Source organism: Ilumatobacter sp. (genome assembly GCF_041688325.1).
GTDB lineage: Bacteria > Actinomycetota > Acidimicrobiia > Acidimicrobiales > Ilumatobacteraceae > Ilumatobacter_A.
On sequence record NZ_JBDNIJ010000129.1, the window covers coordinates 12,076 to 30,467 of the forward strand.

An 18,392-nucleotide genomic window follows, 5' to 3' on the forward strand; every position below is an offset into this window, starting at 1 on the left:
TCCTGCCAGACTCGGCGTTGATGACCCGACTCGACGATTTCGACCTGATCGCCTTCGACGCGGACGACACGCTGTGGCAGAGCGAAGATTCGTTCAACCGCGCTGAGCTTGCGTTCTTCGAACTCGTCCGGCCGCACTGCCCGGTTGGCGTCGATGTGGAGGAGGCGTTGCGAGCGGTCGAGCGTGCCGACCTGCCGGTTTCCGGCTACGGAGTGAAGGCGTTCACCATCTCGATGGTTCGTGCGGCGATGAGCGCATCGAATCGGAGCGTGCCGGTCGAGGTTCTCGAGCAACTCGTCGAGATAGGCCAGCACATGCTGACCGAACCGGTACGTGTGCTCAATCACGTGCCCCAGGTGTTGGCGGCAGTCGGTGCCGAGAAGCGAATCGTGATGATCACCAAGGGCGACCTGGTGCATCAGACGCGCAAGGTCACCACGTCAGGGCTCGAACATCACTTCTCCGACATCGAGATCCTGCTCGAAAAGGATCCGGTTACGTACGCCAAGATCTTCCGCCGACTGGGCGTCGAGACGGATCGGGTGCTGATGGTCGGTAACTCGGTGAAGAGCGACATTTTGCCCGTGCTGGCCCTCGGCGGGCACGCCGTTCACATCCCATATCACACGACCTGGGAGCTCGAACGCGTCGATGAGCACGACGAGGAGTTCGCCGAGCTCGCGAGCATCAGCGAACTTCCCGGCTGGCTGGGCATCTAGAGCCGTCGAAGTTGCACGCGGTCGATCCGATGGTCGGCGGCTTTACGCAAGATCAGTGATGCTCGATCACGGGTCGGGGCGATGTTCTCGGCGAGGTTGCGGCCGTTGATTTCACGCCAAATCCCTCGGGCTGTCGCAACAGCCTCCTCGTCGCTCAGTGCAGCGTAGAACTTGAAGAAGCTGTTGGGGTCTTGAAAGACGGATTCCCGCAGCGCGAGAAACCGGTCGATGTACCACTTCTCGATGTCGGCTTCGTCAGCGTCGATGTAGATCGAGAAGTCGAAGTAGTCCGATACGAACTCGCTGAACCCCTCTGCGGTCTGCAACACGTTGAGGCCTTCGAGAATCACGATGTCTGGCTGACGTGTGACGACGCGCTCGTCGTCGACGATGTCGTAGACGACGTGACTGTAGACCGGAGCTGTCACTTCAGCCCGGCCGCTCTTAATGTCCCGAAGCACACGCAGCAACTCTCGCGTGTCATAGCTTTCCGGGAACCCCTTGCGATTCATGATGCCGCGTTCTTCGAGGACGGCGTTTGGGTGAAGGAAGCCATCGGTGGTGATGAGGTCGACCTTGGGGTGATCGGGCCACTGGGCCAGCAGCGCCTGGAGGATGCGTGCAAACGTGCTCTTGCCCACCGCGACACTGCCGGCGACGCCGATGATGTACGGCACCTTCGGTGCGACGTTGCCCAGGAACGTCGAGGACACTTTGTACAGGTCCTGGATCGTGGTCACGTACAAGTTGAGGAGGCGGCTGAGCGGAAGGTAAATCGTTGCAACCTCCTCAAGGTCGATCTGGTCATTGATTCCCTGCAGCTCACTCAGTTCGCGTGTTCCGAGCGTGAGTGGCGTCGACGCACGAAGCTGCGCCCACGTGTCGCGCTCGAAGCTGAGATAGCGATCAGCCTCTGATGGTTCGGCGTCAGTGACGCGCGCGGTCGGTTGAGGCACCGGTTCGATCACGGGTGCGACCTTACGCACCCAGGGGCACGCGCTCACAGACGCGCAGCTGTGCTCGGCGCGTAGCCTGCGAGCGTGAGTGACCCGGCCGACCGCAAGCAGCGCGGCGCTTGGTATACGCCGGACGACCTCGTGGAGCGAGTCGTCGATGCTGCGGTCACGCCCGAGTTCGTCGGGCGCTGTCTCTTGACGTCGAGTGAGATCCGCATCGTTGACCCCGCGTGTGGCGACGGACGGTTTCTGATCGCGGCTGCCGAACGGATCGTGCAACTCGGTGGCAGGGCCCACGCCGTCGGCATCGACATCGACCGATCTGCCGTCGTGGCAGCGCAGCAGGCGCTTGCAGAGGCCACCTCAGTTGCCGCGAACTCGGTCGTCCAGGGTGACGCTCTGGCACTGGACTGGACGGATTTTGGCCGAGGGCGTGACGGCGGCTTCGATTTGGTGATCGGCAACCCGCCGTTCTTGTCGCAGATGGCAGCGACAACAACACGTGGAGGTTCGAGCAGCAGAGGCGGAGGCCCGTACGCCGACGCTGCCGTCGAGTTCGTGGCGCTTGCCGCTGAGTTGGTCAGCGACTCTGGCCGCGTTGCATTCGTGCTGCCGCAGTCGGTGCTCTCGGCTCGCGATGCGGGAGCAACGCGCGCGGCGGTTGATGCTCGTGCCGACATCGTGTGGTCGTGGTGGACCGGGGATCGAGAGTTCGACGCACACGTCCACACCTGCGCCCTGGTCTTTCAGTTCGGCACACCATCAAGACGACGGGGGGCGACGTGGGGGCACGTGATCACCGACCGCCAGGGTGTGCCAGACGTTCCGCTGGCCTTCGAGCAGCAAGGTTCGGGCAGGCTCGGGGACCGTTGCTGGTTGAACGCCAACTTCCGCGACGAGTACTACGGGATGATCCCTGCAGTCGGCGACCACGACGCAGGCCCGCAGCTGATCACCAGTGGCCTGATCGATCCGGGCCGATCGTGGTGGGGCCGGCGTCCAATCACCTTTGCCAAGCAGCGCTTTGCTGCGCCGCGTCTTGATCTGGATGCGCTTGATCCGAAGATGCAGCGCTGGGCCAGTCGTCGACTTGTGCCAAAGGTGTTGATTGCGAACCAGACGAAGATCATCGAAGCCGTGGCTGACCCGGACGGCGATGTCCTGCCGGGTGTCCCGGTCATCTCGGCGTATCCGACGGGCGACGATCTGGCGGCCACGGCCTGGAAGATCGCTGCGGTGCTCACCTCGCCAGTGGCATCGGCATGGGCGTGGCATCGCAGCGCTGGCACGGGCCTGTCTGCCGATGCGATCAGGCTCGGGCCGGTGTTACTCGCCGACCTGCCGTGGCCAAACGGGAGCCTTGACGCAGCAGTGCAAGAACTGCGCGTCGGAGATGTCCGCAGCTGTGGCCGCGAAGTGCACCGAGCCTTCGGGATTGACGACGAGGCCTTGGTCGCATGGTGGGTGGCCGCACTCGTCAAGATCGAGGCACGCCAACCGCCCGACGTCACAGAGCTGGCGCGGCCATAATCAGCAGTTGGGCTGCGAAACTCATCGTGATGACAAGCGGGCAATCCACCTCACAGCGCCGGGCACGACGAGGCCGACGAGGTGCAGCGAGTGGTGCCCTGATCGTCGGGTTGGCCGTCTTCGCGGGGGCATGCGGCGGCGGTAGCGATGCCGGACCGACCTTGAGTGCGGCTGGTGAGCGAGGCAAGCGCATCGGGCTGTCGAGCGGCTGCGCTGGTTGCCATGGAACCGACGGCAAAGGTGGCGTTGGCCCGACGTGGATTGGGCTTGCCGGGTCGGAACGGGAACTTCAGGATGGCTCGGCGGTGATTGCTGACGATGCGTATCTCGTGCGAGCGATCGCTCAGCCCGGCGCCGACCTGCTTGCTGACTACCAGCTACAGATGCCACAGAACCGGCTGACTGACGATGACATCGCCGACGTGATTGCCTACATCAAAGATCTCAGCCCGCCCGAAGGCGGCTGATCGATCAGCGCGTCCAGGGAGCGGTTGGGCTGGCAGTGCCAGGCCCACCGGTGAGCACTTGCGGACCCTCGTCGGTGACCAGGATCGTGTGCTCGAACTGGGCGGTGCGCTTGCCGTCTGAGGTAACAGCTGTCCAGTCGTCGTCCCAGATCTTGTAGTTGATCGTGCCGAGGGTGATCATTGGTTCGATCGTGAAGGTCATGCCGGCGCGCATGATCGTGCTTGATCGCGAGTCGTAGTAGTGCAACACCTGGACGTCGGTGTGGAACTGCTCGCCGATGCCGTGCCCGACGAACGCTCGAACGACGCCGTACTTGTGCGGCTTCACGGTGTCTTCGATCGCGCGGCCGATGTCGCTCAGCGGGCGGCCGACTTTGACGGCTGCGATGCCTCGCCACATCGCCTCCTCGGTGACCTTGACGAGTTGCCGGCTTTCTGGATCAACATCACCGACGAAGAAGGTGGCGTTGGTGTCGCCGTGGACACCGCCGAGCCAGCCGGTGACGTCGATGTTGCAGATGTCGCCTTCTTGCAGTTCACGCGAGTCGGGAATGCCGTGGCAGATGACTTCGTTGACTGACGTACAGCAAGCCTTCGGGTAGCCGTGGTAGTTGACCGTGCTCGGGTAGGCGCCGCCGTCGATGAACGCCTGGTGCACAGCAATATCGATCGCTTCGGTGGTGACACCGGGCTTGACCATGTCGCCCGCCATCTTCAAGACTTCGCCGGCCAGCTTGCCGGAGACGCGCATCCGCTCGATGATCTCGGGCGACTTAACCCGGCCTTCGTCCCAAGCGTCGTATTCGCCGGTGTCGGCATAGGGCGGGCGGGCGATGTTGGCGGGGACCTCGCGCATCGGCGTCACAAGGCCTTGCACGATCCGGCCTTCAGACTTCTTGTGACAGCGCTTGTACTTGCGGCCGCTTCCGCACCAGCATGACTCGTTGGCCTGCGGCAGGGTGGACGGAGCGGGACCGAGCGTCGACGTCATCTCTCCAGGTTACGGCCAAGCTGCGAACGCGCGCTCGCGGTCTCCTCCGCCACATTCTGAGCCTGTCATCTACCGAAACTGAGACCGCTGCGCATCATTGGTGGAGCGTGATGGTCTCCATTTCGGGAGAAGTGGGTCAGTGCCGGCCGAATGGGTTGATCGAGCGGCTGGTGAAGGCGTTGAGGACGCGGATGACTTCATGTGCACCCCAGCGTTGTCCGCGCTGAGCTGTTGGGTCGAGCGCTTGTAAGACGCCAAGATCAACGAGTTGGCGAATTGCCCCACCGACTGACGAGGGGCTTGCGTCGAGTTGTTCGCTGAGCGACTTCACGTCGACGATCGGGTGGGCGAGCAACGTGTCGATGATCGGGTGAATCACCGAGTCGGCACGTACGCCGTCAGCAACGGTGCGCCAGTTGTAGACGATCAGTTCGACATCGTCGAACAGCATGCTCGCGCTACGGAGCGCAGCGAACGTGGCATCGGCGCCGAGCTCGACGATCGGGACGAAGTCGCCGGACCGATACTCGGTGAGCGCCTCGATGTACCGGTGCTTTTGCGAGACGATGCCCGCCGAGATCGGCAGGGTCGCAGCTTTGGTCAGCCCGTCCCGACGCAGCAACGCGTGGATGAGCGCCCGGCCGACGCGACCGTTGCCGTCGGGGAACGGGTGGATTGTTTCGAAGTGGGCGTGCATCAGCATCGCCTGGATGAACACCGGGATGTCCGTGCGGTTCATGAACTCGGACAGATCTTCGATGGCGTCGGGGATGTGATCGGCAGCCGGCGGGACGAATGTCGCACCGGGGGGCCCGGCCGAGTAGCTGCCGATCCACACCGGGTCGGTGCGCCACTTTCCGGCGAGCACCGGATGGGTGTCTCTCAGCAGCGCCCGGTGGACGTCGAGAATCGTGTCGGAAGTAATGTCATCAGACAGTTCGATGGCTGCTGCAGTTGCGTCGACGTTGCCGATCACGTCGGCGACCGAGCGGCCCATCTCATCGCCGATTTCGGCCATCAGCAGGTCAGGAATCGACGCCGCGACGTTCTCGATGCGTGACGACGCTGATGCTTCGATCCGGACGAGGAGGCGTTCGAGCGGGGCCAGGGTGTTGCCGACGCGAACGTCAAACTGAGCAATTGCGGCTCGGACATCTTCAGAGATGAGCGCGCAGTCCGACGGGATCAACATGCTGACGTCGGCAATCGGATCGAGGATCGCCGACTGATAGCTGCGATCCCGAGATGATCGTCGGGCGTCGCCGCCTTCAGAGATCAGCCAGGTGAGCTTTTCGAATCGCACCGGCGGCCAGAGCATGAGCCCACGGTTGTGTGTTGTGAACTCGGCTGCCATTGCTCAGAGTATGACCGATGGGGAGCTGTTGAGAGTCAGCTTTGGGCGTGAAGAACGCCAAGTGTGCTGGCCGAGGTGAGCGCAGTGAGGCTCAGACCGTCGTCAGTGCCAGGTTGACCCACGGCGATGTGAAGATCCGGCGCTCGCCGTGGACGCGCCATCCCCATCTCCATCACCATGGTGCTTTTGGGCGCCCCGTCAGGCGGCTGGAGCGCTGTCGCGGGCGCGTTGCATCGACGTGGCGAGGCGCCACGTCAACACGGCAATGACGAGGCCGCCGACTCCGACGATGACCCAGACCCACGGGAAGCCGTCGTCGTCGGCGATGATCTCGAGCTGCGGTGGGGGAGCGGTGGGGTCGAAGGTGAAGAGGTAAGCGGCTTCGACGCGATCGTCATCTTCGACGTCGGTGCTGATGTGTCGCACCGCGTACTGACCAGGCACCGACAACGGGGCATCGAGCGACACGATCACCCGCAGGTTGCCGTCCTGAGTGAACGTACTGCCGACGATCTCTCCGTTCGGATCGGTGACGGATCCGTCAGGGTCAGTCATCGTCCTGTTGTACCGCAACTGGATGGTGGTGATCTCGCCACCGACGACTGCGCCCGGCCCGGGACTCGCTGCCCCGAGCCCGGAATGAGCGAATGCAACCGAGCCAAAGAGCAGCGTGATAGCCGTTGCCAGGGCAGCGAACAGCCCGACCGACGTCCAGCCTTTCCGTGGTTTGTTTGCGCACATACTGCGCGATGAAATCACGCAAACGGCAGTCGTGGAGGTCACGCGACGGCCCGGTTGGTATTGGGGAGCGACCAGAGCAGCGACTCGAGCAGCAGCCGCTCGTTCGGGTTGCGCTCCATTGCCTCCAATGCTCCGTGGATCTGGCCCACAGCGTCAGCGCATCCTTCGATGTCGACGAGGCCGCTGCCCGGCTTCGTCGACGCAATCGCCTGATCTCGGTAGACCGATGCAAGCGTCGCCAGACCGGAGCGGAGTTCGTCGGTGCGGTGACGGCGGAGTTCGCGTTTGTGGCGATCTTCGAGCTGCTTCTTGCCACTGCCCCGCTCGCCGTGTTCCTTGATGCGGGCATCGAGCTCGATGATTTCTGTTTCGTGCCTCGCTGCGAGCGGTGCTGCCGCTGCATCGATCAAGGCCAGCAGTTCGCCGGCGAGACGCATGGCAACAGCACCCGTGCCATCGAGTTGCCCGGGTGCCCCGAGGAATGCCTTGCGACGCTCGGCGAGCGCCGGGTCGGTGGCGAGCACGCGCGCGCGATCGAGGTTGCCGAGCGCAGCCTTCGACGCGACCATCGCGCCGGCCGGGTTGATGCCCTCGGTCAGAAGGCGGGCGGCGATAACGTCGGCACCGATCGTGCGGAAGTCGATGCGTGCGCAGCGAGACGAGATAGTGATCAGGTCGTGCGGCACAAAGTCGCAGAGAATGACGAACATGGTTGAGTCGGGAGGCTCTTCGATCGTCTTGAGCATCATCGCCGCACCGTTGGGTGACAGGAGATGGAACTCGTCCAGGATGAGCACCTTGCGAGGGCCTTCGGTCGGTGCGAGTGAGCTCACGCGCACGACTTCTTTGGCTTGGTCGGCAGAAATAGATGCGCCGACGCGCTGCACTTCGCGGACGTCGGGGTGCTCGCCAGCGAGAATCAGCCGGGCATCGCGCTGCTCGCGATCTTCGCCGCCGGATATCAGGCTGGCTGCGAATGCGCGGGCAGCTTCGAGCTTGGTCGAACCGGCTGGCCCGACGAACAGGTAGGCGTGGACGGGCCCTCGCGCCACTGCGGCGCGGAGGTGCTCGACTGCAGGCTTCTGCCCGACGACGTCGTCCCATACCGAACCGGGGTCGCCGAGTTCGGGCCTGCCTGACGTGGGTGCGTCAGAAGTTGTCGGAGCTGCCGCAGCCTGCTCGTCGGCGAGCATCGCTGCTTCGAGCTGTTCCTCGGTCATCTCTTCGTCGCTCGGCTGACCGGAGTCGAAATCGCTCACAGCACGCCGCGTTCGGTCAGGGCGGCAACGATCGTTGCTTCGACCTCGTCGATCGAACCGCGACCGGCGACCGTGATCCACTGGTCGGTATTGCCTGATGCCATCGTGCGGAATCCCTCGATCACGCGTTGATGGAAGGCGTCGCCCGCCGCTTCGAACCGGTCGAGATCACGCTCTTGGAGTCGCTCTCCAATGAGCGCATCGGGCGTGTCGAGGAAGATCACCGTTTCGGGCCAGCGGGCATTGATCGCCCAGTCGTTGATGATGGTGAGTTCTTCGACGTCGAGTTCGCGGCCGTAGCCCTGGTAGGCGAGCGTCGAGTACAGCGACCGGTCACTGACCACGTTGCGGCCAGCATCGAGCGCCGGACCAACGACTTCGGCAAGGTGCTGGGCGCGATCGGCCGCTGTCATCAGCGCCTCGGCCCGCGGTGTTAGGTTCGTGACCGAGTTGTCGTGCAGAATCTCGCGGAGCCGTGCGCCGACAGCGGTCCCACCCGTCTCACGAGTGAGCACGGCATCCATCCGAGCAGCAAGCAGGGCAGCCTGCGTGGACTTGCCGCAGGCTTCAGCACCTTCGAAGGCGATGTAGTGCGGCGACGTCACGGGGCTGGATGTTACCGAGGACGAACGTGCCGCGTTTGAGTCCGACTCGTTTCAGCGAATGAGCATGACGGTTTTGTCACACCGAGGTCTGCTTGGTTTCAGGTCGTCGGAGAAAGGGGTGAGACAGTCAGTCGTTGATGTCGGTGATGACTGGCTTGGTTGCAGCGGTCTTCTTTGCTGCGGTCCTTTTTGCTGCGGCCTTGTTGGCGGGCGCCTTCTTTTTGGCCGTGCTCTTCTTTGCTGCGGCCTTCTTCTTGGTAGCAGCCTTCTTCTTCGTCGCCTTGGCCTTCTTGCCAGGGGTACCGCCCTTGGCAATGATTGCTTCGCGACGGATTGCCAGTAGCTCGTAGGCGCGCTCGGGGCTGATCTCTTCGAGACGGTCACCCTTACCGAGTGACGCGTTGGTTTCGCCGTCGGTGACGTACACGCCGAAGCGACCGTCTTTGGCGGTGACGTTCTTCTCCGACACCGGGTCGGTGCCGAACTCTTTGAGCGGGCCCTTCGCAGCGAGGTTGGCACCGCCGCGCTTGTAGACCTTTGGCTCTGAGTAGATCTTCAGGGCGTCGTCGAGTGTGATCGTGAGGAGTTGGTCTTCGGAATCGATGTTCCGATAGTCCTTCTCCTTCATCACATACGGGCCGAAGCGACCGTTGTTCGAGAAGATCTCAACGCCGTCGGTCGGATCTTCACCGAGGAGGCGTGGGAGCTGCAGCAGCTTCTCGGCGTCGGCCATCGTGACGGCTTCGAACACCATGTTCGAGAAGAGCGACGACATCTTCGGCTTCTCCATACCGGGCGGCGGGTTGTCGTGATCGCCCCACTGCACGTATGGGCCGTAGCGTCCGTTCTTGGCGAACACGGGAAGCCCGTCGAGCTCGCCGATCGGATCTTCCATCTTCGGGGCGTTGAGCAGCTCGAGGGCCTTCTCGACGGTCAGTTCATCTGGTGGCAGATCGTCGGGAACCGACGCTGTGTCGTCGCCGCGCTTGACGTACGGGCCGTATTTGCCCGGCTTGGCAACGATCTCGATGCCGTCCGGGTCGTTTCCGAGTGGGAACGTATTGATCTCGGCAGCGTCGATTTCGTCGAGGTTCTCTTCGACCAGGCGCTTGAGGCCGAGCATCGCATCGTCACCGTCGCGGGCCTCGGCCGTGATGGGGGGAACGCTCGCGTCGCCCTGGTCGCCCCAGTAGAAACGCTGGAGCCACTTGTCTTTTTGACGTGTGCCATCGGCAATCGCGTCGAGATCGTGCTCGGTCGAGGCCGTGAACTCGTAGTCGACGAGCGCTTCAAAGTGCTCTTCGAGCAGTCGGATGACGGCGAATGCGGTCCAGGTCGGGACGAGTGCCTGACCCCTCTTCCACACATAGCCGCGATCCTGCACGGTTTGGATGATCGATGCCCAGGTGGATGGTCGACCGATACGCAGTTCTTCGAGTCGCTTCACGAGCGATGCTTCGGTGAAACGCGATGGTGCTGAAGTCGTATGGCCGTTCGGGTCGATCGATGCGATCGGCACCATGTCGCCAGCGGTCAACGGCGGCAGGAGCGCTTCTTTGTCCGCAGCGTCTTCGCCGGTCTCTTCCTTCGATGCGACGTAGACGGCGCGGTAGCCGGGGAATGTGATCGTCGTGCCGGATGCCGCGAACTCGCAGTCGACGAGCTCGCCGGTGGTGCGGTCGAGTGACTCGGCGAAGAGGCGGATCGAGACGGTGACACCCGCAGCGTCGGCCATCTGCGACGCCAGCGTGCGCTGCCAGATCATCCGATACAGCGCAAGTTCTTGGCTGTTGAGTTCGGTCGACACGGTGTCCGGCGAGCGATACGGAGTGGTCGGGCGGATGGCCTCGTGAGCGTCCTGGCCCTGGGTTTTCTTCTTGTATTGCTTCGGTGCAGCGTTGAGGTACTTTGCTCCGTACTCACTCGTCACCGCGTCACGGGTTGCCGTCATTGCCTCTTCGGAGAGAATCACGTCGTCGGTACGCATGTAGGTGATGAAGCCACGTTCGTAGAGGCCTTGGGCCACACGCATGACCTGGCTGGAGGAGAGGCGGAGCTTGCGGCCGCCTTCCTGCTGCAGCGTCGAGGTCATGAACGGCGCCTTGGGTGACGAGCGATACGGCTTCTCCTCGACCGAACGGACCGTGAACTGTTTGCCTTCGAGGCCCTCTGCCAGTCCGCGTGCGCGACTTTCTGTCAACTGGATTGGTGTGTTGCCGCTCTTCGGCGTGATCACCTCACCGTTGTCGTTGAAGTCTTTACCGTTGGCTACCTTTGAACCGGCGACGCCGACAAGTTTGGAGTCGAACGACGGATCGGTTGCGGTGATCGCGTCGATGTCCCAGTAGTCGGCGCTGACGAAGGCGATGCGTTCGCGTTCGCGTTCGACGACCAGCCGGACCGTGGGGCTTTGCACACGACCTGCGGACAGGCCGCGGTTCACGCGGCGCCACAGCACCGGCGAGACTTCGTAGCCGTACAGACGGTCGAGCAGGCGACGGGTCTCGGCAGCGTCGACCATGCCGTAGTCGATGTCGCGAGGGTTGTTGACGGCGTGGTCGACAGCGGCCTTGGTGATCTCGTGGAACACCATCCGCTTGACCGGGACCTTGGGCTTGAGGTATTCGAGCAGGTGCCACGAGATGGCTTCGCCCTCGCGGTCTTCATCGGTTGCGAGGTAGAGCTCGGAGGCGTCTTTCAGTGCAGCCTTCAAGTCTTTGACAACTGTTTTGCCGCGTTCGGTCAACTCGTAGGTCGGTTTGAAACCGTTGTTGACGTCGATGTTCAACCCTTTAGAGGGCAAGTCCGCGACGTGGCCAACAGAGGCGCGCACGTCGTAGCCGCTGCCGAGAAACTTGGAGAGTGTTTTCGCCTTCGCAGGAGATTCGACGATGACGAGTGGCTTAGACATCAGGGTCTTTCGCTAGGGGATTGCAACAGAGTTGTCAAATGGAGTGTGCCGGAAATGAGACGGTTCTGCATCGCGGCTTGGCAAACCGGATCGCGGAACCGTCGGTTTGGCGGGCTATGTGAGGGTACGTTCTCAGGCAATGTCCTCCTCTGCTGACCGTGTTGCACTCGGCTGGTCGGACGCGTTCGAGGTGGCATGGGAATCGATCGGATCGCCCGGCGTTCCCGTCCGAGTGTCCCGGCTCGACAGGGGCTGGAGCACAGCAATCTCGACGATGGACCAGGCGCGCGGGCTCGTCGACCCCATCCGTATGCGCAATATCGGCGCTGAAGTTGCTGTCGGCGACTGGATCATTGTCTCTGATGACGGTGAGAAGGTGGAACACGTTCTCGAACGAACCTCGGCGTTCACCCGGCGCGCCTCGTTCGATGGCATGCGCGCCGTTTCACACACGCTCGCAGCGAACATCGACGTGGTCTTCCTCGTGCACGCGCTCGGCTCGCCCCCCAGCCCCCGCCGTCTCGAACGTGAGCTTGTGTTGGCGTTCGACTCGGGTGCCGAACCAGTCGTCGTGCTGACCAAGACCGACCTCGTCGACGACCCCGAACCGACTCGGCGCGAACTCGCCGAGGTTGCGCTCGGTGTGCCAGTGCTGCTTGCGAGCGGCGTGACCGGCGACGGCATCGAAGCACTCAGGTTGTATGCCCAGGGCAATCGAACGCTGACGTTCCTCGGCGCGAGCGGCGTGGGTAAGTCGACGATCGTGAATGCCTTGGTCGGCAACCAACGGCAGGCGACGTTTGAGGTTCGTGAAGGCGATCAGCGTGGGCGTCATACCACCGTTGCCGCCGAACTTGTTCCTCTCGACGACTCGACCACCGGTGGCTGGTTGATCGATACGCCTGGCGTTCGCGCACTGAGCCTCTGGTTGTCGGGCAATGGCATCGAGCGGGCGTTTGCCGATGTGTTCGACCTGATGGATGGATGTCGTTTCCGTGATTGCAAGCACGATCAGGAACCCGGCTGCGCTGTTCAGGCTGCGATTAGCGCGGGGGAACTCGCCCCGGTGCGGCTCTATGCGCTCGACAAATTGATCGCAGAAGAGGCAGAACTCGAAGAAGAGCAGCGTGCACGTGAGAAGGTGGCCGACAGACGACGCGGCGGCAAGAAACCACCAGAGAAGTCTGAGTTCCAGTAGGCGGGCCGGCCACAGGAGGGTTGCATGATCATCAGGAGACGTCCAGAGCCAGACCGGCGCGAAGGGACAGCCCCCAACGGTAAGCCGTTCGAATCTGTCTGGGAATTTCCTCGACCACCCTCGGTTGTGCACGTTGACTGGCGTATTCGTGTTGCCCACGCAGGCGTGACGATCGTTGATGCACCTCGCGCATTGCGAGTTCTCGAGACCAGCCAGCCTCCGGCGTACTACGTGGACCCGGAATTCGTGGATGACTCGGTATTTGTGGAATCTGCGACGCGGACGTTCTGTGAATGGAAGGGGTTGGCCGTCTACGCGTCGGTCGATCTTGCCGGTGTCGACACCGGCAAGTCGATCAACCCGGTGACTGATGCGGCATGGACGTATCGAACGCCGACACCGGCGTTCACCGAATTGGCCGGTCACTGGGCGTTCTACGCGCAGCGGTTTGACGAGTGTTGGGTCGACGACGAACTTGTTGCGGGCAACGACGGTTTGTTCTACGGCGGTTGGATCACGAACAACGTGACCGGCCCGTTCAAGGGCGGCCCCGGCACCCTGCACTGGTGATCGGGCTGGAGACCGAACTCGTGCTGGAGACCCGGTCCCGTACCTTGCTCACCTAGTTTTTGAGGATCCAGCCTTCGCCTTGGCGGGTCCACATTGTGGTCATGTTGACGGCGGCGATGGGAAGCGGGCCGTAGATATGTGGGAAGAACTCTTCGACGCCGGGTGCTGGCGGCTCCCAGAGGACCTCTGAGGCGACGGCGACGGGGTCGATCGTTAAGAGCACCAGATGGGAAAGGTCGCCGTAGAAGCGATTGGCCGTTGCCTCGATCTGAGCTGCTGTCGAGCAGTGGATGAAGCCGACCGCTTCGAGCCTTTGACCGCGGGTCGACCAGCGGTACTCGCCGGTCTCGAAGGCACCTTGCCAGTCTTCGGGGAGCGCGAGGTGGAAGATCGGATCGTCGCCGGACACAGCAGCGATTTCAGCAGCGATTTCGGTCATGAAATTGTGTCTCGAACGGTGATCGACTGGTCGAGACGGGTGCGTTCGAGGCGGGTGCGAAGTCGCTTGTTGGTGCACACAATCTCGAGGTCGCCATGAGCCTGGCGTGCCGCGGCTGCTGCGCCGAGCAGCATCCCGAGGCCGGCATCGTCGAGCGCAACGACACCGTCGAGGTCGGCGACCACGAGCGCGCCGCTATTGGCATGAACAGCACGCAGCAGGGCGTCGCGGAAGGCGGCGATCGAACCGAGGTCGACGACGCCGTCGATAGCAACGGTTGGCACGCCGGCCACGATGCTCGTCGTCGCGCTCAGGTCCATGACGGTCAAGCTAACGGCGCAGACCCGAGCATCAGCCCGATCGTGTCAGTCGGGCTCGGTCGCCATGGTCGCTGTTGCGCTGTGCGTGCTGGGGCCGAGGAAACGGCCGATGATCGGGACGTCGGTCGGATCGGTGTAGGTGATCGTGACGACGACGTCATGCGAAGTTGTCTGTGTCGACACCTCGATCGGCAGCCCGACCGAGCTGCGTGCGGCACGACCGGCGGCGCCACTCGGGTCAGAGGACACGACCGCAGCGCGTGCCCCTTCCCGAGCGGCGAGCTCGACGGCCAGTTCGTTGCGGATCGCGACACCGACCTGGACGATTCCGAGCACGATGATCACTACCACGGGCAGCACCAGTGCGAACTCGACCGTCGCCTGGCCAGCGTCGTTGCGTCCGCGCTTCGACATCAGACGTTACTGATCACGGCATCGATCACCGCGTTGAAAAGGCGACTGATGCGGGCCGCCCCTCCGCCGGCGGTGGCCCAGGCGACGACGAGGAGAGCGACCAGTGAGGCAGCGAGCAAGACGAGTGCGTATTCCGTGGTCGCCTGCCCACGGTCGCCGGTAGAACGCGATCGATGTTGCTCGACCAGGCAGTCGAGCTGGTCGGTCACAGCAATGGATGCTGTGGCGAGCGAGAGAGAGCAGGTCTGGATGAGGTGTGGCATCGGTGCCTCCGAAGAAGTGTGCGGGAACGGTCGGTCACCAGGCGTTGTTGCCGAGTGACGAGAGTGCTGCCAGCACCGCAGGGGCGATGGCGAGCAAGATGAACGAGGGCAGGGTGCAGACGACCAGCGGAAACGACAGCTTGACCGGCAGGGCGCGAGCGGCTGCTTCGTCGAGGCGTCGACGCGTTGCGCGTGTTTCCACCGAGAGTTGGGTGAGGACATCGGCCATCGGGAGCCCGTAACGGCTCGAGGCGGCAACGAGGTCAACGAGCGCAATGGCACTGGTTCCGAAGTGAGTGTTCAGCGCGGCCAGTGCGTCGGGGAATGTCTCGCCTCGCCGCGTGCGATTGACGACCTCGGCGAATGCCGGTCGGGTGATTGGCGGCGCTGCGTCGACGAGTCGTTCGATGGCAAGCCGCGGGGTGAGGCCGGCGTGCACGAGGAGAACGAAAGTGTCGATGGCATCTGGGAGCGCGGCAATCCGGGCCGCAGTGGCTGATCGAACGGCGAGCAGTATCCGCGTCCGCACTGCTGCGAAGCCAACGACTGTCAGGATCGCGGCCGAGAGGGCACCGACGGCCATGACCCCGACGAGCCCCAGACACACCCAGCCGAGACGGTGTCGTTGTGTGCGCCCAGACCGAGGCGATGAGGGGGAGGACTGAACCGCCTGCACGGTTGCGGCTGGACCGCGCCTCGGATTGGCGAGCTGCTTGGCGCCGTCGGCGGCGACCAGTACACACAGGAGGGTCACCATGGCTGGAACGAGAATGAACATGTCATGCGCGTGCTGTGACGATGCAACGCATCCACCACCAGCCGAAAAGGTTGAGAGCGAGGCCGATCGACACGAGGGCGAAGCCGGTGCGTTGGCTGAGCACGGCTCGAACATTGGAGTCAGTCACCGCCAACAGGGCGAGTAAGGCCAGCGGGACGACGGTCAGAACGTGTGCACTGAGCCGCGCTTGGGCGCTGTGCGCCGAACGCTCTTGCCCGTCGGCGACGCGGAGTCGCAATGCTCCGGCAAGTCGATCGAGCGATGCGGCGGTCGGCCCGCCGATGCTGCCCGAGGTGGCCAGCACCGCAGCGGCTAGCGCAAGGTGGGGTGACTGTCGTCGGGGTCGCGATGTGGCATCGGCCAGCAGACCGATCACCGCGGTCGAGACCGTTGCGCCTCGCCCGAGTGCCTGTCGAACGTCCTGGGATCGATCAGCGAGCGCCGGGTCGGTGGGTTCGATGCTGATCAGAGCGGAGCGCAAGGCGGTGCCGGCGCGGAGTGAACGGGCGAGCGCATCGCACCACTCCGCAACCGCGCCAGGCGAGATGGTGGCGCCTGCGACTCGTCTCTGACCCCAGCGCGCCCGGAGAGTTGATGCTGGCACACCGAACCGGTTCGTGCGGGTGACTGGCAGTGGCCAACGGCGTGGTGGAATGCCTGCTCGCATCGCTGCCGAGGCGAAGATCGCAGGGCACAACAAACCAGCCAGCAAACCAGCCAAGACAGCAGTCAGAGCGGAGGCGCTGAAGACGGTGCTCATCGCCGGCTCCGAAGCACGCCGACCTGCACGAGGCGTTCGCCAGTGCCAAGCTCAGCAATCGGAACGAGGCGCGGTTCGGTGTTGTGGTTCGGCGTCCCGACCTCGCAGATCGACACCAAGCGACGCTTGCCGTCGGAGCGCGATCGGGCGATGTGGACGACGACATCGAGCGACCGTGCGAGCTGCTGTCGAATCGCCGGCAGGGGCCAGGCGGGCGCCGCTTGCAGTACGAGCGATTCCAACCGGAGGAGCGCGTCGAGCGGCCCATTGGCGTGGCACGTCGAGAACGAACCGTCGTGGCCGGTGTTCATTGCCTGCACGAGGCTCAGCACTTCGGGCCCACGGATCTCGCCGACGACCAGGCGATCTGGCCGGAGTCGAAGCGCGGTGCGCACCAGGTCATTCAGGTCGATCGCAGGGGGTCCATCCGGTGCAGGCGGACGGGCTTCGAGTCGCACCACATGTTGTGTACCGATGGGAAGCTCAGCGGTGTCTTCCAGAACGACGATGCGCTCGTTATCCGGGAGCGTCGCAATCAAGGCAGCGAGCAGTGAGGTCTTGCCCGACGAAGTGGCGCCGCTGACAACGACGTTGCAGCGCCGTTCGACGATTTGGCCAAGGATTTCGACCCCGAGAGGATCAGTGAATGCAGCAAGATGACGCGCTGAGCGTGCAAAGCGACGGATCGACAGGCTCGCGCCATCGACGCCGACCGGGCCAATGACAGCGCACACCCGTGCGCCGTCGGGCAGGCGAGCGTCGACGATGGGTGTGGTCAGATCGAGACGTCGGCCGATCGGCGCAAGAATCCGTTCGATGATGTGTCCGAGCGGCTGGCTCGTGAGCATGCCGACTCTCAGCAGTTCACCACCCCGGTCGATCCAGATGTGGTTGTCGGCGTTGACCAATACTTCGTCGACGGTCACGTCGCTGACCCATTCGTCGAGTTCACCGAGGCCCGTGAGGCGAGCGATCGCTGCCTCGGCCAGGCGACGTTGCTCGTCGCTGGTTGCGAGTGGTGCGACATGTCGCGCTTCGACATGGGCAGCCTGACCGACGTCGCCATCAACGTCGTTGATTCGCCGACAGATGTCGGCCACAGGGTCCGCTGGCGACGACATGCTGGCAGCGGTCGCGTCGAGACGCTGCACGCTCATGCGATCTCTCGGAGACTCTTGCGGATGATGAGCGGAGGCCGGCTCGCGAGAAGCCCTGAGTCGACGGCCCGGGCAATGCGCGGGTCTTCGGCAATCGTCGCCACGATCGGTGCCCCAACGGATCGCTCGACGTCCCTTGGGCGCAGTTGCCGACCGTGCCCGCTCACGAACAACACACCAGTTGGCCGGATGGGGGATCGCGCTGCTCGACGCAATGAGAGGTAGCAGGCTCGGGTGACGAGCCAGCGCTGCTCGACGCCGTTCGCCAATGCCGGCGCAGGCGTGCCCGTGCCCGCATCGATCCAGACTTCGCCGCCGGAGCGGGCTTCCCACTCGGCGAACCACGCGAGAAGTGCGGCCCATCGGCCTGGCGACGGCAACGACGTTGCTGACCCCGCTGTTCCGCTGAGCTGGCAGGGCAGGAGGAAGGTGGTGTCGTCGATATCGATCAGCAGATCATCCAGTTGCGTCGGCGGCCCGTCGCCGAGCAGCCAGTCGATGACGCCGGGACGGTCGGGTTCGGGGAGTCCGAGCACCGTGTCGATCTCGCCGTCGAGGTCGACGAGTAGCGCTGGCCGTGAGGATTCGAGTGCGAGCGTTGACGTGACAACGGTGGTTCCCGAGCCGCCTTTAACTGCCCAACAGAGCGTGACCATGTGTTCTCCCTGCCGACGTGGCGGTTGGGGTGAGTGACATGGAGGGAGTCGGTGGCCGCAGGGTACGAGCCTCCGCACCGAGTCGCGCTCGCGCGGCGAACTCGGCGCGATTCCGGGCGGAAAGCGCTGCTGTGTGTCCCGAGTTCGCCGCGCGACAGCTAGCGTCGAATGCGGAGATGTCTGGGTACCTGGTGGGCTCCGCCGCCTTCAAAGCGGTTGGGACGGGCGATCCCCGTCCGGCGGGTTCGATTCCCGTCCATCTCCGCCAATGGGTCCACGGATGTCCGCTGGTGTGTTTCGAAAG

Annotated in this window: 20 protein-coding genes and 1 tRNA gene; 6 read left to right on the forward strand and 15 right to left on the reverse strand. The window is 63.7% G+C overall.

The features are described 5' to 3' along the window. The first annotated feature begins 20 nt into the window (after positions 1–20). Positions 21–719 (forward strand): HAD family hydrolase, encoded by a 699-nt coding sequence (locus ACH2EI_RS08720; protein ID WP_395159739.1) that lies wholly within the window; start codon positions 21–23, stop codon positions 717–719. Here the strand turns inward: ACH2EI_RS08720 and coaA are convergent. Further along, the gene (gene coaA, locus ACH2EI_RS08725; RefSeq protein WP_395154329.1) at positions 716–1,687 is read right to left on the reverse strand and encodes a type I pantothenate kinase; all 972 of its coding nucleotides are present in this window, start codon (positions 1,685–1,687) and stop codon (positions 716–718) included. The two genes, ACH2EI_RS08720 and coaA, sit on opposite strands and share 4 nt — an antisense overlap. Before the next feature lie 72 nt (positions 1,688–1,759). Here coaA and ACH2EI_RS08730 point away from each other — a divergent pair, with 72 nt between their 5' ends. Together ACH2EI_RS08730 and ACH2EI_RS08735 are read left to right on the forward strand one after the other, a co-directional pair. Continuing rightward, complete coding sequence (locus tag ACH2EI_RS08730; protein WP_395154328.1) at positions 1,760–3,205, forward strand: N-6 DNA methylase; 1,446 nt, start codon at positions 1,760–1,762, stop codon at positions 3,203–3,205. 29 nt (positions 3,206–3,234) lie between these two features. Continuing rightward, entirely contained in the window at positions 3,235–3,672 is a 438-nt protein-coding gene (locus tag ACH2EI_RS08735) for a c-type cytochrome (RefSeq protein ID WP_395154327.1), read from the forward strand. Positions 3,673–3,676: 4 nt separating this feature from the next. Here ACH2EI_RS08735 and map read toward each other — a convergent pair whose 3' ends face one another. From map to topA, 6 genes are all read right to left on the reverse strand, one after another. Beyond that, positions 3,677–4,663 carry a type I methionyl aminopeptidase gene (gene map, locus ACH2EI_RS08740; RefSeq protein WP_395154326.1) on the reverse strand — a complete coding sequence of 329 codons (987 nt, stop codon included), beginning with the start codon at positions 4,661–4,663 and terminating at the stop codon, positions 3,677–3,679. Positions 4,664–4,799: 136 nt separating this feature from the next. Then, complete coding sequence (locus tag ACH2EI_RS08745; RefSeq protein WP_395154325.1) at positions 4,800–6,017, reverse strand: Fic family protein; 1,218 nt, start codon at positions 6,015–6,017, stop codon at positions 4,800–4,802. A gap of 198 nt (positions 6,018–6,215) precedes the next feature. After that, positions 6,216–6,758: a copper resistance protein CopC gene (locus tag ACH2EI_RS08750; protein ID WP_395154324.1), complete on the reverse strand. Its 543-nt coding sequence runs from the start codon at positions 6,756–6,758 to the stop codon at positions 6,216–6,218. A gap of 38 nt (positions 6,759–6,796) precedes the next feature. After that, positions 6,797–8,017 (reverse strand): ATP-binding protein, encoded by a 1,221-nt coding sequence (locus tag ACH2EI_RS08755; protein WP_395154323.1) that lies wholly within the window; start codon positions 8,015–8,017, stop codon positions 6,797–6,799. Next, positions 8,014–8,622, reverse strand: coding sequence for a dTMP kinase (gene tmk / locus ACH2EI_RS08760; RefSeq protein ID WP_395154322.1), 609 nt, complete (start codon positions 8,620–8,622; stop codon positions 8,014–8,016). Before tmk ends, ACH2EI_RS08755 begins: the two co-directional genes overlap by 4 nt. A 127-nt stretch (positions 8,623–8,749) precedes the next feature. Beyond that, positions 8,750–11,533, reverse strand: a complete 2,784-nt coding sequence (topA, locus tag ACH2EI_RS08765; protein ID WP_395154321.1) for a type I DNA topoisomerase — start codon at positions 11,531–11,533, stop codon at positions 8,750–8,752. 139 nt (positions 11,534–11,672) lie between these two features. On the opposite strand from topA, the gene rsgA reads away from it, so the two are divergent. Both rsgA and ACH2EI_RS08775 read left to right on the forward strand, forming a co-directional pair. Beyond that, a complete protein-coding gene (gene rsgA, locus ACH2EI_RS08770) occupies positions 11,673–12,731 on the forward strand; it encodes a ribosome small subunit-dependent GTPase A (protein ID WP_395154320.1) in 1,059 nt (352 codons plus the stop codon). A gap of 30 nt (positions 12,732–12,761) precedes the next feature. Beyond that, positions 12,762–13,301 (forward strand): DUF427 domain-containing protein, encoded by a 540-nt coding sequence (locus tag ACH2EI_RS08775; protein WP_395154331.1) that lies wholly within the window; start codon positions 12,762–12,764, stop codon positions 13,299–13,301. Positions 13,302–13,353: 52 nt separating this feature from the next. On the opposite strand, the gene ACH2EI_RS08780 is transcribed toward ACH2EI_RS08775, so the two are convergent. The 8 genes from ACH2EI_RS08780 to ACH2EI_RS08815 are packed head-to-tail and all read right to left on the reverse strand — an operon-like array spanning position 13,354 to position 18,088. After that, the gene (locus ACH2EI_RS08780) at positions 13,354–13,740 is read right to left on the reverse strand and encodes a DUF952 domain-containing protein (protein ID WP_395154319.1); all 387 of its coding nucleotides are present in this window, start codon (positions 13,738–13,740) and stop codon (positions 13,354–13,356) included. After that, positions 13,737–14,060, reverse strand: coding sequence for an STAS domain-containing protein (locus tag ACH2EI_RS08785; protein ID WP_395154318.1), 324 nt, complete (start codon positions 14,058–14,060; stop codon positions 13,737–13,739). The genes ACH2EI_RS08780 and ACH2EI_RS08785 overlap by 4 nt, the downstream gene beginning before the upstream one ends. Positions 14,061–14,105: 45 nt before the next feature. Continuing rightward, positions 14,106–14,474 carry a TadE/TadG family type IV pilus assembly protein gene (locus tag ACH2EI_RS08790; RefSeq protein WP_395154317.1) on the reverse strand — a complete coding sequence of 123 codons (369 nt, stop codon included), beginning with the start codon at positions 14,472–14,474 and terminating at the stop codon, positions 14,106–14,108. Continuing rightward, positions 14,474–14,737, reverse strand: coding sequence for a hypothetical protein (locus ACH2EI_RS08795; RefSeq protein ID WP_395154316.1), 264 nt, complete (start codon positions 14,735–14,737; stop codon positions 14,474–14,476). Before ACH2EI_RS08795 ends, ACH2EI_RS08790 begins: the two co-directional genes overlap by 1 nt. 34 nt (positions 14,738–14,771) lie before the next feature. Further along, a complete protein-coding gene (locus ACH2EI_RS08800) occupies positions 14,772–15,515 on the reverse strand; it encodes a type II secretion system F family protein (RefSeq protein ID WP_395154315.1) in 744 nt (247 codons plus the stop codon). A gap of 1 nt (position 15,516) precedes the next feature. Continuing rightward, positions 15,517–16,275, reverse strand: a complete 759-nt coding sequence (locus tag ACH2EI_RS08805) for a type II secretion system F family protein (RefSeq protein ID WP_395154314.1) — start codon at positions 16,273–16,275, stop codon at positions 15,517–15,519. Then, positions 16,272–17,432, reverse strand: coding sequence for a CpaF family protein (locus ACH2EI_RS08810; RefSeq protein WP_395159741.1), 1,161 nt, complete (start codon positions 17,430–17,432; stop codon positions 16,272–16,274). The genes ACH2EI_RS08805 and ACH2EI_RS08810 overlap by 4 nt, the downstream gene beginning before the upstream one ends. Next, on the reverse strand, positions 17,429–18,088 hold the full coding sequence (locus tag ACH2EI_RS08815; RefSeq protein WP_395159743.1) for a hypothetical protein: 660 nt from the start codon (positions 18,086–18,088) through the stop codon (positions 17,429–17,431). The genes ACH2EI_RS08810 and ACH2EI_RS08815 overlap by 4 nt, the downstream gene beginning before the upstream one ends. A 172-nt stretch (positions 18,089–18,260) precedes the next feature. On the opposite strand from ACH2EI_RS08815, the gene ACH2EI_RS08820 reads away from it, so the two are divergent. Next, positions 18,261–18,356, forward strand: a tRNA-Sec gene (locus ACH2EI_RS08820). Positions 18,357–18,392 lie beyond the last annotated feature (36 nt).